The organism is Corticimicrobacter populi (genome assembly GCF_003123725.1).
Classification (GTDB): Bacteria; Pseudomonadota; Gammaproteobacteria; order Burkholderiales; family Burkholderiaceae_B; genus Corticimicrobacter; species Corticimicrobacter populi.
This window is the reverse complement of sequence record NZ_QETA01000003.1, coordinates 367,823-382,345: the sequence shown is the minus strand read 5'-3', so window position 1 is coordinate 382,345 and position 14,523 is coordinate 367,823. Positions and strand designations below refer to the sequence as shown.

The window sequence follows — 14,523 nt, the reverse complement described above, 5'->3', positions numbered from 1 at the left end:
GTAAAGTCAACCCATTATTCTAAGTGAATACGGATTGCAAGGGATGAAGTGTTGTGCTTCGACTGGGGGTGCCGTCACTGATGGGGTGTAATCATTTGTATGAATTTGTGCGTGTTGGCTTAAAATTCCCTGCCACTTCGACAGTGGGGTGGTTTTTCTTGAGATGGAAATTGAATATGCTTGGAAATATCAAGAGTCTCGGTACCGTACTGGATAATGCCGAGGTGTTGAAAGAGGTGCATCGGCGTATCGAGCAGCAGCGTGTGCCTGTGGCTTCACGGGATGACATCGGTCCGCAACTTGTCGAACTGGATCGCTACATGGGCACGGCTGCCTTTACCGGATTGCATGCGCGGGCCAACAAGGCCAATCTCTGGAGTGGCGTGGTGGCGTTGCCGATTCTGTTCTATGGGTTGCTGTTGGCATTCGACAGCATTGTCAGAAAACTTGGGGTGGGAGTCGACAGTGCAGCGTTGTTGCAGGCGGTGAACCTGTGGTTGATCAACAACCTGCTGCTGGTCGGAGCATGGGCCATTCTTGTGGCAGGGGTGATCTTCTATTTCAAATGGCTGAACGGCAAGGTCGAAGAAGCCAAGCTTGCCTTGGTGGACGCCTTTTTTGAAAAGACAGAACCCACGGCACCGTTTGGTGGTGTCTGACTGTGTGACAGACTGCGCAAGATGGGCGTACTGCGGGCGTCCGTCATGCTAGAATGTTGGGCTGGGCATAGTGCCCGGAATCCCTCTGTTTTCAGGCAGACCAACGATTGCATGGCGGACCTGCCAGGCATGCTGCCTGATTCCACCCCGATTTTGATCGTTTCTGTCTGGAGTTCTCCATGTCCGTAGAGCGTACGCTTTCCATCATCAAGCCCGATGCCGTTGCCAAGAACGTGATCGGCCAGATCGTTGCCCGTTTTGAGCAGGCCGGCCTGACGGTCGTCGCTGCCCGTCTGCAGCAACTGTCTCGTACCGATGCCGAGCGTTTCTACGCCGTTCATGCCGAACGCCCCTTCTTCAAGGATCTGGTCGAGTTCATGATCTCCGGTCCGGTGTTCGTGCAGGTGCTCGAGGGTGAAAACGCCATCCAGAAAAATCGTGACCTGATGGGGGCCACCGATCCCAAGAAGGCCGAGGCTGGTACCATCCGCGCCGATTTCGCCGACAGCATCGATGCCAATGCCGTGCACGGCTCCGACGCGCCCGAAACCGCGCGCAACGAAATCGCTTTCTTCTTCCCCGAGTTCAACATTCACAGCCGCTGATTGGCTGCGACAGACCTGCCGTGAACGATATTGTCAGAGAAAATCTCCTGGGGCTGACGCCCGCCGAACTGTCCGATCTGGTCGGAAAGTGGGGCGGCAAGCCTTTTCGTGCACGGCAGTTGCAGCGCTGGATACACCAGCGCGGCGTCGATTCCTTCGATGACATGACGGACCTGGCACGGGATTTCCGTGCCAGCCTGTCAGCGCACTGCACAGTACGCGCGCCGGGGGTTGTCACAGAACACCTCTCGGCCGATGGCACGCGCAAGTGGCTGTTCGATGTCGGCCAGAACAATGCCGTCGAAACCGTATTCATCCCCGAAGACGACCGGGGTACATTGTGTATTTCCAGTCAGGCGGGCTGTACCGTCGGCTGCCCGTTCTGCTCGACCGGACACCAGGGCTTCAATCGCAACCTGCAGACCAGCGAGATCATCGGTCAGCTTTGGTGGGCGCGACGGGTGCTGGCCGAGGCGCAGGCCCGTAGCGGCGAACCGGTACGCGAAGGCTCCGATACCCGGCTGGTGACCAACGTCGTCATGATGGGCATGGGCGAGCCTCTGCTCAATTACGATCAGGTGGTCAATGCATTGCATCTGATGCTCGACGACAATGCCTATGGCCTGTCGCGTCGCCGGGTCACGGTCTCGACATCGGGTGTGGTCCCGATGATGGACCGCCTGTCCAGGGATTGTCCGGTGGCGCTGGCTGTGTCGCTGCATGCGCCCAACGATGCGCTGCGCGACCGGCTGGTACCACTCAACCGCAAGTATCCTCTCAAAGAGCTGCTGGCGGCCTGCGAGCGCTATCTCGATCATGCGCCGCGGGATTTCATTACTTTCGAATATGTCATGCTGGATGGCGTCAATGACGATGACCAGCATGCACGGGAACTGATCCGGATTGCCCGGCAACTGCACTGCAAGTTCAACCTGATTCCGTTCAACCCCTTCCCGCAGTCCGGCCTGCTGCGTTCGCCATCCGCGCGCGTGCGTGCCTTTGCCGGCATCCTGATGGATGCGGGCGTGGTCACCACGGTGCGCAAGACGCGTGGCGACGATATCGATGCCGCCTGTGGGCAGTTGGCCGGTGAGGTGCGCGATCGCACCCGTATCAGTGAACGGATGCCAGGGGCACGTGCTGCCATCCCGATCAAAGAGGTTAGAGCATGACGCGCAGCGTTGAACGCACGGATGATGTGCCTCTGTCCAGGCAACTGGCAACGGGGCTGAGTGATAATGGGCAGGGAGCCGGCGCGGCCTTCAGGGCGTTGCGCGAATCCAAGGGGCTGACCCTGGAGGATGCCTCTGCCTACATGAAGCATCCGGTCAGCCGGATCCAGGCGCTTGAGGACGAGCGCTGGGACGTCCTGCCCAAGGGTACGGCGTTGCGTGGCATGATTCGCAACTATGCCCGCTTCCTGGGGGCTGACGGTCAGGCGTTGGTGCAGGCGCTGGAGCCGGCGATCGGCAAGACCGGTGCCGGGCTCGGTGAAAGCGTGCTGGCCAAGGGTGTACCCGATATCCGCGAACGTGCCCAGGTTGGCAACTGGGTCTGGCTGTTTACCCTGTTGCTGGTATGCGCCGCGGTATTGGTCTATGCCAGCTGGCAAGGCTGGCTGCCTGCAGACTGGTGGTCGGGCGAAGGCAACTGACGGGAGGGCGGCGTATGTCCGGAGACGTGCACAACATGGCATCCTTGGAAGCGGCGCAGTCATACCAGCAGGCGCTGGAAGCTCGCATCGAGCATGCGCCGGAACCCGATGCGGCCGGCGCACAGGCCCGACGCCTGACCCGTCAGGTGGTCGTGCAGCATGGAGGGCGACGGGTCCGGGTGGGCGGAGACGCACCGGTCGTGGTTCAGTCCATGACCAATACCGATACTGCCGATGCCGTGGCGACGGCCATCCAGGTCAAGGAGTTGACGCAGGCGGGTTCCGAGATGGTGCGGATCACGGTCAACAGCCCGGAAGCCGCTGCCGAAGTGCCTGCCATTCGCGAGCAGCTTGACCGTATGGGCGTGGATACGCCCCTGATCGGTGATTTCCACTACAACGGCCACAAGCTGCTGTCCGATTTTCCCGAATGTGCACAGGCGCTCTCCAAGTACCGTATCAATCCCGGCAATATGGGTGGCGGCAAGCGTCGGGATGACAATTTTGCCAAAATGATCGAGGTGGCCTGCCGTTATGGCAAGCCGGTGCGCATCGGTGTCAACTGGGGTAGCCTCGATCATGAGCTGATGGCTCGCATGATGGATGCCAACAACCGTCGTGGCCAGCCCTGGTCGGCTCAGGCATTGATGCGCGAGGCCCTGGTGGTGTCTGCCATCAGCAATGCCCGTCGCGCCGAGGAGCTTGGGTTGCCGGGGGACGCCATTGTGTTGTCCTGCAAGGTCAGTCATGTGCAGGATCTGATTTCGGTCTATCGTGATCTGTCGGCACGCTGCGATTATCCCCTGCACCTGGGGCTGACCGAGGCGGGCATGGGCAGCAAGGGCATCGTGGCCTCCACGGCGGCGCTGTCGGTGCTGATGCAGCAGGGCATTGGCGATACGATCCGCATTTCCCTGACGCCCGAGCCGGGTGGTGACCGTGGTCGTGAAGCCATTGTTGCCCAGGAAATCCTGCAGAGCATGGGTTTGCGGGCCTTTACCCCCATGGTGGTGGCCTGCCCGGGTTGCGGACGCACCAGCAGCACTTTTTTCCAGGAACTGGCCGACAGTATCCAGACTTACCTGCGCCAGCAGATGCCTGTCTGGAAGACCCGCTATCCGGGGGTTGAAAACATGAACGTGGCCGTCATGGGGTGCGTCGTGAACGGGCCGGGTGAAAGTCGGCATGCTGATATCGGTATCAGCCTGCCGGGAACAGGGGAAGTGCCTTCGGCACCGGTATTCGTTGATGGTGAACGCACGGTTACACTAAAGGGTGAGCGCATCGCCGAGGAGTTCCAGGCGATTGTCGAGGACTATGTGGCGCGTCGTTATGGCGCACAGGCCGCCTGTAAACAGGCAGATTCGCAGGCAACATGAGCACTACTTTCCAGAAAGTCGCCGCCATTCGCGGCATGAACGATATCCTGCCCGGCGAGGGCGCACGCTGGGAGCGTTTCGAGGCATTGGTGCGCGATTGGCTGCAGCAATATGGCTACCGCAATATGCGGACGCCGGTGTTGGAGCAGACCCGGCTATTCACACGCGGCATCGGCGAAGTCACCGACATCGTCGAGAAAGAAATGTATACCTTCACGGACTCCCTCAATGGCGAGTCCCTGACATTGCGACCCGAATTCACGGCGGGTGCGGTGCGTGCGGCTATCGAGCACAACCTGATCTATGACCGGCCGCAACGTGTCTATACCATGGGTCAGGTGTTCCGCCATGAGCGCCCGCAACGTGGCCGCTATCGCCAGTTCCACCAGATCAGCGTCGAAGCGCTGGGCATGTCCGGTCCCGACATCGATGCCGAGATGATCGTGATGCTGGCACGGCTCTGGAAGCTGCTCGGGCTGAACGATATTCGCCTGGAGCTCAATTCTCTGGGGGCCAGCGAAGAGCGTGCCGCGCACCGTGCCGCATTGATCGAATACCTGGAGCGCCATCGCGATATCCTTGATGAGGATGGCCTGCGCCGCATGTACAGCAATCCGCTGCGCGTGCTGGATACCAAGAATCCGGTCCTGCAGGAAATGGCCAATGGTGCACCGCGTCTGTTCGATTTCCTGGGTGCGGAGTCGCGCGCCCACTTCGAGGGCGTCTGCCAGCGGCTGGATGATGCCGGCATTGGCTATACACTCAATCCCCGGTTGGTGCGCGGGCTTGATTACTACAACCTGACCGTATTCGAATGGGTGACCGATCGGCTCGGTGCCCAGGGTACGGTGTGTGGCGGTGGCCGCTATGATGGACTGATCGGCCTGCTGGGCGGCAAACCGGCACCTGCTGTCGGTTTTGCGATCGGGATGGAACGCCTGCTCGACCTCTGGAGCCAGGTCGTTCCGGTCGAGGTTGTGCCCGAATGCCAGATCTATATTGTGCACCAGGGTGAAGCCGCTCAGCGCAAGGCTGCCGGGATTGCCGAGTCGCTGCGCGATGCCGGGCTTGCCGTGATCGTGCATGCCGGAACGGGCAGTTTCAAATCTCAGTTCAAGCGAGCTGATGGCAGCGGCGCATCGGTCGCCATTGTGCTGGGTGATGATGAACTGGCCCAGGGTACGGCCAGTGTCAAGTATCTGCGTGCCGATGCGTTGCCTGATGGCGAGGCGCTGGCCGGCCAGCAGACCCGAATTCCTTTCGACATGCTGGCGCAGGCGCTGGCCGAGCATCTGGCCTGAGAGGCCTGCTCATCTCCCCCGACAGACTGATTATTGATTAGGACAGGTGTATGGCACACGATCTCGAAGAACAGGAAAAGCTGGAGGCGCTCAAGGCCTGGTGGGGGCGCTACGGTGCCGGTATCGTTGGCATAATGCTGTTGATTGCCCTGTTCATTCTCGGCTGGCGCGGATGGCAGTGGTATCAGGGGCACCAGGCCGATCAGGCAATGGGATATTTCGAGGCGCTGGAGTCTGCCTCGTCCAGTCAGGGGCCGGAGTCCGTTGATCGCATTCGCTCGGCCAGTCAGGTGCTGCGTGATAAATATGCGGATACTGCCTATGCCGGTCGCGGTGCACTGGCGGCGGCCCATGCGTTGCAGCGCAATGGTGCACCGGATGCGGCGCGTGCCGAACTCGAGTGGGTTATTGCCTCGGGCGATGTGGCGCTGGCACCGGTGGCCAGGCTTAATCTAGCCAGCCTGCTGCTGGATCAGAAGGATTATGATGCAGCGCTGGGCCAACTGGTCAATGCACCCCAAGCCTATCTGGCTCTGTTCGAAGACCGTCGCGGCGATATTCTGGCTGCCCAGGGCAAGCCGGAGGAGGCACGGGCCGCATGGCAACAGGCACTTGATGCGTTGGGGAGCGGCGAGCCGCAAGCGGCCGTGATTCGTCTCAAGCTGGAAACGTTGCCCAATACGGGTGCCTGAGGCACTCGGACTGTTCTGTCGATCAAGGATTCCTATGCAACTGCATGATTATCTGGTTCCAACCTATCGTGCCGCACGGCGCCTGACCTGCGTGCTGGGCATTGCAGCATTGGGTGCCTGCTCGCTGTTTTCGTCCACTGATGAACGCTACGAACCTGCCAAGTTGACCGAATATGCGCCCGAACTGGTGGTCAACAAGGCTTGGACGGCTTCGTTTGGCAGTGGTGGTGGCCTGGGGTTTGTACCTGCCATCGTCGGGCCCGATGTTTATGCGGCAACTGCCAACGGCAAGGTCGCCAAGTATGAGCTGGCGACAGGCCGCCAGCAATGGGTGATCGATACCGATACGGACTTGACCGCAGGGGTCGGTTCCGATGGGCAACTGGTTGTCGTGGCTTCACCGCGTGGCGAGGTCATCGCACTGGATGCGTCCGGCCAGGAAAAATGGCGTGCCCATGCCACCAGCGAAGTGTCGATTCCACCTGCTGTTGGCAACGGTATCGTTGTGGTACGCAGCGGTGATTATCGTATCCAGGCTTTCGATGCCGAGACCGGCAAGCGGATCTGGAGCGTGCAACGTCCGGGCCCGGCACTGGCCGTGCGCGCCGGTACGCAGATGGTGATGATCGATGGCATGGTGCTGACTGGCCTGCCCGGAGGCAAGATCCTGGCACTGGATGCGGCGACGGGTAATGTCCAGTGGGAAGGCACGGTGGCCATTCCCAAGGGCGCGGGCGATCTTGAACGCGTTACGGATGTCGTCGGTGCTCCCCAATTGGCTGGTCCGTTGATGTGTGCAGTGGCCTATCAGGGCCGGGTTGTCTGCTTTGATGTTGCCGCCGGCGGCACGCTGCGCTGGGCAAAGGATTTTTCGAGCAGCTCGGGCATGACGGTGGATCGTCGCAATGCCTATGCGGCCAATTTGCAGGGTGAGGTGCATGCCTTCGCGCTGGATGGTGGTGCCAACCTGTGGCGGCAGAATGCTCTGCGTAACCGCCAGCTCTCGGCACCCGCTGCAACCGGCGACAGTGTTGCCGTGGGCGATTACCAGGGTATCGTGCATTTTCTTTCGCCAGTCGATGGACGCCAGTTGGCGCGTATCTCGGTCGGCGGTGGTGCTGTTGTTTCGCCGTTGCAGGCTACCCCGAATGGTGTGCTGGTGCAGCGTGGCGATGGCGACCTGACTCTTCTGTCGGTGGAATAATACGTGGCCATGCATCCTGTCGTGACGCTGGTGGGGCGTCCCAATGTGGGCAAATCCACGCTGTTCAACCGCCTGACCCGTTCCCGTGCGGCATTGGTGGCGGATTTTCCGGGGTTGACCCGTGACCGGCATTATGGTCACGGACGCATCGGCCCTGTTCCCTATCTGGTGGTCGATACGGGTGGTTTCGAACCGATTGCCAAGGATGGCATTCTCAAGGAAATGGCCCGCCAGACCCAGCAGGCCATCGTCGAGTCCGATGTGGTGATCTTCCTGGTCGATGGCCGGGCTGGCATCAGTGCTCAGGATCACGATATTGCCCGCCAATTGCGACGCGCCGGTCCGACTGTGCTGTTGGCGGTCAACAAGGCCGAAGGTATGAGTACGGGAGTGGCGGCGGCTGATTTTTATGAACTTGGCCTGGGACAGCCCTATGCGATTTCATCTGCTCATGGCGATGGTGTGGCTGAACTGCTCGACAAAGCACTGGCTCCATGGGTAGAGGCACCTGAGTCTGAGATGGACGAGGATGACGCGCCGGCATGGAGCGAGACCGAGCCTGCCCTGGAGGCAGGCGAAGTTTCCGCCGATGCGGGTGTCGAAGCCGAGGAGGGCAGCGAGGCTACGCTGCGTCACCGCATTAAGCTGGCACTCGTGGGCCGTCCCAATGTCGGCAAGTCGACGCTGATCAACAGTTTACTGGGTGAGGAGCGGGTCATTGCGTTCGATATGCCCGGCACGACGCGCGATGCCATCGAAATTGAATTCGAGCAGGGCGGCAAGTCCTATACCCTGATCGATACGGCGGGCTTGCGCAAGCGTGGCAAGGTTTTCGAGAGTATCGAAAAGTTTTCTGTCATCAAGACGCTGCAGGCCATCGAGGCGAGCAATGTCGTGGTGCTGATGCTCGACGCGCAGACCGAGATATCCGAGCAGGATGCCCATATCGCCGGTTTTGTGCTCGAAACAGGACGGGCGCTGGTGGTGGCCATCAATAAATGGGATGGTCTGGACAGCGATCAACGGGAATGGATCCAGCGTGAGCTCCAACGCAAGCTCCGCTTCCTGTCGTTTGCGCGCATGCATACGATTTCAGCGCTGAAGCATCAGGGTATCAAAGGTCTGATGAAGTCGGTCGAGGCGGCCCATGCTGCAGCCTTCGCAAAGCTGTCCACGCCACGCCTGACGCGAGCCCTGCAGGCCGCGATCGAGCAACAACCGCCACCGCGAAAAGGTATTTTCCGGCCCAAGATGCGCTACGCGCACCAGGGGGGGCAGAATCCTCCGCTGATTGTCATTCACGGCAGTGGCTTGGATAATGTGGGCGATTCGTACCGTCGCTATCTCGAGACCCAGTTCCGCGATGTGTTCGATCTGGCTGGCACGCCATTGCGTATCGAGTTCAAATCCTCTCGCAATCCCTATACACAAGGTAATTGAATGAGTCGCTATTGGAGCGCGGTTGTCCAGGGACTGACGCCGTACGTACCGGGAGAGCAGCCCAAGATCCACAATCTGCTCAAACTCAATACCAACGAAAATCCCTACGGGCCCTCGTTCCGCGCGCTGGAAGCCATCAGGGCGGCTGCCGCCGATGGCTTGCGACGCTATCCGGACCCCGAGTCCGATGCCTTGCGGCAGGCGTTGGCAAGCTACCATGGCCTGCAGCGCGAGCAGGTTTTTGTCGGTAATGGTTCCGACGAAGTGCTTGCCCATGCGTTCCAGGCGTTGCTCAAGCATGATGGTCCGTTGCTGTTCCCGGATATTACCTATAGCTTCTATCCGACCTACTGTGGCCTGTACGGGATCAAGTACGAAACAGTCCCTCTGGATACAGACTTCCGTATCCAGCCCCGGGACTACCTGCCGACAGCGCGCAGTGTGCCGGCAGGGGGCATCATTCTGCCCAATCCCAATGCGCCGACAGGTATTGCCCTGACGTTGGAGCAGATCGACGGCATCGTGTCCGCCAATCCGCAGGCAGTCGTCGTGGTGGATGAAGCCTACGTGGATTTCGGTGCGGAGTCTGCTGTCAGCCTGCTGTCGCGGCATCACAATCTGCTGGTCGTACATACTTTTTCCAAGTCGCGTGCGCTCGCTGGGTTGCGGGTGGGCTATGCCGTGGGGCATCCGGCACTGATCGAGGCCCTGGCTCGCGTTAAGAACAGCTTCAACTCCTACCCCCTGGATACGCTTGCGCAGGCTGGTGCGATGGCCGCCTTGCAGGATGAGGCGCATTTTCGCAAGATATGCACAGCCATTCAGAAGAGCAGAGGGCTGCTGGTTGAGGGGCTGCAGCAGCAAGGCTTTGTGGTGTTGCCTTCGAGCGCCAACTTTGTTTTTGCAAGGCATCCCAAGCGTAGCGGTGTATCGCTGGCTGCTGCGCTGCGTGAGCACGGCATCATCGTCAGGAACTTCGGGCATCCTCGTATCGAGCATTTTCTGCGGATTACCGTGGGCCAGGATGCCGAGTGTCGACGTTTGCTGGACACGCTGGGCGAAATCCTGGCGCAATGACTGAAATATGGCCGTCATGCATCGGGCGGCGTTCGCAGGTTGGTGCAAAGGTTGTGTTGCTGCAAACCAACACAACCGGCTGGAAATTGAAGTTATCAGTTCTTAGCAATAGCCAGCCGCGTGAATTTTTGATGCAATAGCACTCAACTTCCCATCGCGGAGTTAGAAGGGGTGGCGGTACACATGTTGTAATGTGCTTCCCTGGTTACTCAATCTACGGAGATTTCTTACATGAAAAAGACTCTGCTTGCTGCTGCTCTGACCGTCGGTTTCGCCGGCGTCGCCAACGCAGAAACTTCTGTCACCCTGTACGGCCTGATCGACACCGGTATCGGCTACACGCAGTTCAAGAACAAGAACACCGACATCAAGACCAAGCGTACCGGTCTGTATGACGGCGTTCAGTCGGGCAACCGCTGGGGTCTCCGTGGTTCCGAAGATCTGGGCGACGGCCTGCGCGCTGTGTTCCAGCTGGAAAGCGGTTTCACGCTGACTGACGGTCAACAAGCTCAAGGTGGCCGCCTGTTCGGTCGTAACGCCACGATCGGCCTGGCCAACGACAGCTGGGGTTCGCTGACCTTCGGTCGTCAAACCAACGTGTCGTCGCGCTTCATCGCTGACAGCGGCATCGCCAGCCCGTTCGGTGATTCGTTCGCCAATGCTGCCATCGGCGAGACCTTCACCTCGGCCGCTACGGTCCGTGCTGATGATACCGTCGTCTACGTGAGCCCGAGCTTCTCCGGCTTCACCTTTGCTGCTGGTTACTCGTTCGGCGTCAATGGTCAAGAGTGGGATGTTACCGACCAAGACGACAACAGCCTGAAGCTGATCTCGACCGGTCTGCTGTATAGCAACGGCCCCCTGGGTCTGGCTGCTACCTACGAGCAAGCTGATGCCGACAACCTGTCGAACAAGATCAAGGCCTGGAACCTGGCTGCTAGCTACGACTTCGAAGTCGTGAAGCTGCACGCTGGTTTTGGTCAAGAGCGCAATGGCACTCTGAACGGTGGTGGTAACGGTGATCGCCTGGATGAAATTGGTGCTCTCCGGACCCGCGCTGCAACGACGGTGCTTGCTAATGGCGAGACGGTCAATGATGTCTACAAGGCCAACAACTGGAGCTTTGGTGTGAGCGCTCCGCTGGGTGCTGGCAAGCTGATGGCTGGCTGGGCTCAGTCGAAGGCCAAGGGCGATCTGCGTGATGCGATCGTTGATGCCAAGACGCAAAACAACTACGCCGTCGGCTACACCTACGACCTGTCCAAGCGCACCAATGTGTACGCTGTCGGTTCGTACATCAAGGGCTACGCCTTCCAGGACGTGACCGCTACCCAAGCAATCGTGGGTCTGCGTCACCGCTTCTAATCAGCACGCATAGCTTGGCTATGCATGTCTGATGCCGGTGCTTGCGCTGGCTTGAAGAAAAAAACCGCTCTTCGGAGCGGTTTTTTATTGCCCAGAAGAATTGTTGGCAACTTTTCTTCGGAAGTTGTGAGGGTGCTTGGTATGTGTGGTCGTGCGCAGGTTCCTCGTAGAGGAAATATTTGTTTTTTATGCGCAGATCATAAAAAGCAATCGCTCTCATCTGTCTGGATTGTGCCCATAAATCAAGCCCATACGTACAGACATTGACGAAAGTCTATAGCTATCGCCGTCGTCGTAAAATGCTACAATCCAAAGGTTTACGCATTATCTGGATGCCTGAATGAACCTGCAACAATATTTCCCCGTTCTGCTCTTCATCATCGTGGCGACGCTGATCGGGTTTGCCCTGATCGGCGCGGGTGCGCTGCTGGGGCCCAATCGTCCCGACGACCAGAAGCTGTCGCCGTACGAGTGCGGTTTCGAGGCATTCGACGATGCGCGCATGCAGTTCGATGTGCGGTACTACCTGGTCGCCATCCTGTTCATCCTGTTCGATCTCGAAATCGCCTTTCTGTTCCCCTGGGCCATTGCCTACGGTACGGTCGGGCTGGTCGGCTTCTGGACAGTCATGGTCTTCCTGCTGGTTCTGACAGTGGGCTTCATCTACGAATGGAAAAAAGGCGCGCTCGACTGGGATTGATCCCGGGGCTGAGGTAAATCATGGCAATAGACGGCATTCTCAAGCAAGGTTTCGTGACCACCAGTGCGGACAAGTTCCTCAACTGGGCGAAAACCGGTTCGATGTGGCCCATGACCTTCGGTCTGGCCTGTTGTGCGGTCGAGATGATGCACGCCGGTGCGGCGCGCTACGATCTCGACCAGTTCGGCATCATTTTCCGCCCCAGTCCGCGTCAGTCCGATCTGATGATCGTAGCCGGCACGCTGTGCAACAAGATGGCACCGGCGCTGCGCAAGGTCTATGACCAGATGCCCGAGCCACGCTGGGTCGTGTCGATGGGCTCCTGTGCCAATGGTGGCGGCTACTACCACTATTCGTATTCGGTGGTGCGTGGTTGTGACCGCATCGTGCCTGTCGATATCTACGTGCCGGGCTGTCCGCCCACGGCTGAAGCGCTGGTCTACGGTCTGCTGCAAATGCAGAACAAGATCCGCCGTACCAACACCATTGCCCGCTAAGGCATCGGTCAGGAAGCAGACATGACCCGACTGGAAACCCTCAAGCAAAACCTGCTGGCTGCGTTCGGTGAAAATGCGCAGATCATTGATGCGCTCGGTGAGCTGACGCTCGAAGTGCCGGCAGAACAGTGGACCGCCACCGCCTTGCGGTTGCGCGACGATGCTCAACTGCGTTTTGAAACCTGTATTGATCTGACCGTGGTCGATTACTCCGCCTGGGGCAATGGCAAGCATGCCGGCCTGCGGTTCGGGGTGGTAATCCACCTGTTGTCAGTGACGCACAACTGGCGCTTGCGTGTACGCACCTGGGCTCCCGATGACGAATTTCCCGTGGTGGCCTCGTTGCTGGATGTCTGGCCCGCAGTCAACTGGTTCGAGCGCGAAGCATTTGATCTGTATGGCGTGATGTTCGAAGGCCATCCCGACTTGCGTCGCATCCTGACCGATTACGGTTTCATCGGCCATCCGTTCCGCAAGGACTTCCCCGTGCTGGGCAATGTCGAAATGCGCTATGACCCCGAGCAGAAGCGGGTGGTCTATCAGCCCGTCACAGTCGAGATCCGCGAGAATATTCCGCGTGTGATCCGCGAAGACAGTTATGGAATGGGGCGCTGAACATGGCAGATATCAAGAACTATACCCTCAACTTCGGCCCCCAGCACCCGGCCGCGCACGGTGTGTTGCGCCTGGTGCTGGAACTCAATGGCGAAGTGATTCAGCGTGCTGATCCGCATATCGGGTTGCTGCATCGCGGTACTGAAAAACTGGCCGAGCAGCGTACCTTCCTGCAGGCGCTGCCCTACATGGACCGACTGGACTACGTGTCCATGATGTGCAACGAGCATGCCTACGTCATGGCCATCGAAAAACTGCTGGGTGTCGAGCCGCCGTTGCGTGCCCAGTACATCCGCGTGATGTTCGATGAAATCACACGTATCCTGAATCACCTGATGTCGCTCGGTTCGCATGCGCTTGACGTCGGTGCGATGGCCGTGTTCCTGTATGCCTTCCGCGAGCGCGAAGATCTGATGGACTGCTACGAGGCAGTCTCGGGTGCACGCATGCACGCAGCCTACTATCGTCCTGGCGGGGTCTATCGCGACCTGCCGGACAGCATGCCGCAGTATGGCGAATCCAGTCGTTTCCGTGGCGAGAAAGAGTTGCGCCTCATGAACGAGGCCCGCTCCGGTTCGATGCTGGATTTCATCGAAGATTTCACCAACCGTTTCCCGGCCTGTGTCGATGAGTACGAAACTCTGCTCACAGACAACCGCATCTGGAAGCAGCGCCTGGTGGATATCGGTGTAGTGGATCCGGATCGCGCCAAGGCGCTGGGCTTTACTGGTCCGATGCTGCGGGGTTCCGGCGTGGCCTGGGATGTGCGCAAGATGCAGCCTTACGAAGTCTACGATCTGGTGGATTTCGATGTGCCGGTTGGCGTCAATGGTGACTGCTATGACCGCTATCTGGTTCGCGTGGCCGAAATGCGCCAGAGCAACCGGATCATCAAACAGTGTATCGAGTGGCTGCGCAACAATCCCGGCCCGGTGATGAGCGATAACCACAAGGTGGCACCGCCCAAGCGCGTTGGCATGAAAACCAACATGGAAGAGTTGATTCACCACTTCAAGCTCTTTACCGAAGGTTTTCATGTGCCGCCGGGCGAAGCTTACGCGGCCGTCGAGCATCCCAAGGGTGAATTCGGCATCTATCTGGTCTCGGATGGTGCCAACAAGCCTTACCGTCTCAAGATCCGGGCACCGGGTTTCGTGCACCTGCAGGCACTCGACGAAATGTCGCGTGGCCACATGCTGGCAGATGCCGTCACCATCATCGGTACCCAGGATATTGTTTTTGGCGAAATCGACCGCTGACCGGATCTCCGGCCATAGGAATAACGCTGTTCGCTTCGAAGGCTCTCGTCACTGGGGCAGGGCAGTCGAAGAGAAT

Annotated in this window: 15 protein-coding genes; all 15 read left to right on the top strand. The window is 59.1% G+C overall.

Annotated elements, in window-relative coordinates; translation table 11 throughout:
- Window positions 1-176 precede the first annotated feature (176 nt).
- The 15 genes from DD235_RS09775 (at window position 177) to DD235_RS09705 (ending at window position 14,447) form a co-directional block, all read left to right on the top strand.
- Window positions 177-659, top strand: coding sequence for a DUF6097 family protein (locus tag DD235_RS09775; protein WP_109061878.1), 483 nt, complete (start codon window positions 177-179; stop codon window positions 657-659).
- Window positions 660-838: 179 nt separating this feature from the next.
- Window positions 839-1,264, top strand: a complete 426-nt coding sequence (gene ndk, locus DD235_RS09770) for a nucleoside-diphosphate kinase (protein ID WP_109061877.1) — start codon at window positions 839-841, stop codon at window positions 1,262-1,264.
- A gap of 20 nt (window positions 1,265-1,284) precedes the next feature.
- Window positions 1,285-2,436, top strand: coding sequence for a dual-specificity RNA methyltransferase RlmN (gene rlmN / locus DD235_RS09765; protein WP_109061876.1), 1,152 nt, complete (start codon window positions 1,285-1,287; stop codon window positions 2,434-2,436).
- On the top strand, window positions 2,433-2,918 hold the full coding sequence (locus DD235_RS09760; protein ID WP_109061875.1) for a helix-turn-helix domain-containing protein: 486 nt from the start codon (window positions 2,433-2,435) through the stop codon (window positions 2,916-2,918). Before rlmN ends, DD235_RS09760 begins: the two co-directional genes overlap by 4 nt.
- A gap of 35 nt (window positions 2,919-2,953) precedes the next feature.
- Window positions 2,954-4,297, top strand: a complete 1,344-nt coding sequence (gene ispG, locus DD235_RS09755; protein WP_109061962.1) for a flavodoxin-dependent (E)-4-hydroxy-3-methylbut-2-enyl-diphosphate synthase — start codon at window positions 2,954-2,956, stop codon at window positions 4,295-4,297.
- Window positions 4,294-5,598 (top strand): histidine--tRNA ligase, encoded by a 1,305-nt coding sequence (hisS, locus tag DD235_RS09750; RefSeq protein ID WP_109061874.1) that lies wholly within the window; start codon window positions 4,294-4,296, stop codon window positions 5,596-5,598. Before ispG ends, hisS begins: the two co-directional genes overlap by 4 nt.
- A 50-nt stretch (window positions 5,599-5,648) precedes the next feature.
- Window positions 5,649-6,290, top strand: coding sequence for a YfgM family protein (locus DD235_RS09745; RefSeq protein WP_109061873.1), 642 nt, complete (start codon window positions 5,649-5,651; stop codon window positions 6,288-6,290).
- A gap of 34 nt (window positions 6,291-6,324) precedes the next feature.
- Window positions 6,325-7,494 (top strand): outer membrane protein assembly factor BamB, encoded by a 1,170-nt coding sequence (gene bamB / locus DD235_RS09740; protein ID WP_109061872.1) that lies wholly within the window; start codon window positions 6,325-6,327, stop codon window positions 7,492-7,494.
- A 3-nt stretch (window positions 7,495-7,497) separates the two neighbouring features.
- A complete protein-coding gene (der, locus tag DD235_RS09735) occupies window positions 7,498-8,934 on the top strand; it encodes a ribosome biogenesis GTPase Der (protein ID WP_109061871.1) in 1,437 nt (478 codons plus the stop codon).
- Complete coding sequence (gene hisC, locus DD235_RS09730; RefSeq protein WP_109061870.1) at window positions 8,935-10,011, top strand: histidinol-phosphate transaminase; 1,077 nt, start codon at window positions 8,935-8,937, stop codon at window positions 10,009-10,011. It begins immediately after the preceding gene.
- Window positions 10,012-10,242: 231 nt separating this feature from the next.
- Entirely contained in the window at window positions 10,243-11,376 is a 1,134-nt protein-coding gene (locus DD235_RS09725; protein WP_109061869.1) for a porin, read from the top strand.
- Window positions 11,377-11,716: 340 nt separating this feature from the next.
- Window positions 11,717-12,076, top strand: coding sequence for an NADH-quinone oxidoreductase subunit A (locus DD235_RS09720; protein WP_109061868.1), 360 nt, complete (start codon window positions 11,717-11,719; stop codon window positions 12,074-12,076).
- Window positions 12,077-12,096: 20 nt separating this feature from the next.
- On the top strand, window positions 12,097-12,573 hold the full coding sequence (locus tag DD235_RS09715; protein ID WP_109061867.1) for a NuoB/complex I 20 kDa subunit family protein: 477 nt from the start codon (window positions 12,097-12,099) through the stop codon (window positions 12,571-12,573).
- A 21-nt stretch (window positions 12,574-12,594) separates the two neighbouring features.
- Window positions 12,595-13,188 carry an NADH-quinone oxidoreductase subunit C gene (locus DD235_RS09710; protein ID WP_109061866.1) on the top strand — a complete coding sequence of 198 codons (594 nt, stop codon included), beginning with the start codon at window positions 12,595-12,597 and terminating at the stop codon, window positions 13,186-13,188.
- A 2-nt stretch (window positions 13,189-13,190) separates the two neighbouring features.
- Window positions 13,191-14,447, top strand: coding sequence for an NADH-quinone oxidoreductase subunit D (locus tag DD235_RS09705; protein WP_109061865.1), 1,257 nt, complete (start codon window positions 13,191-13,193; stop codon window positions 14,445-14,447).
- The last annotated feature ends 76 nt before the right edge of the window (window positions 14,448-14,523 follow it).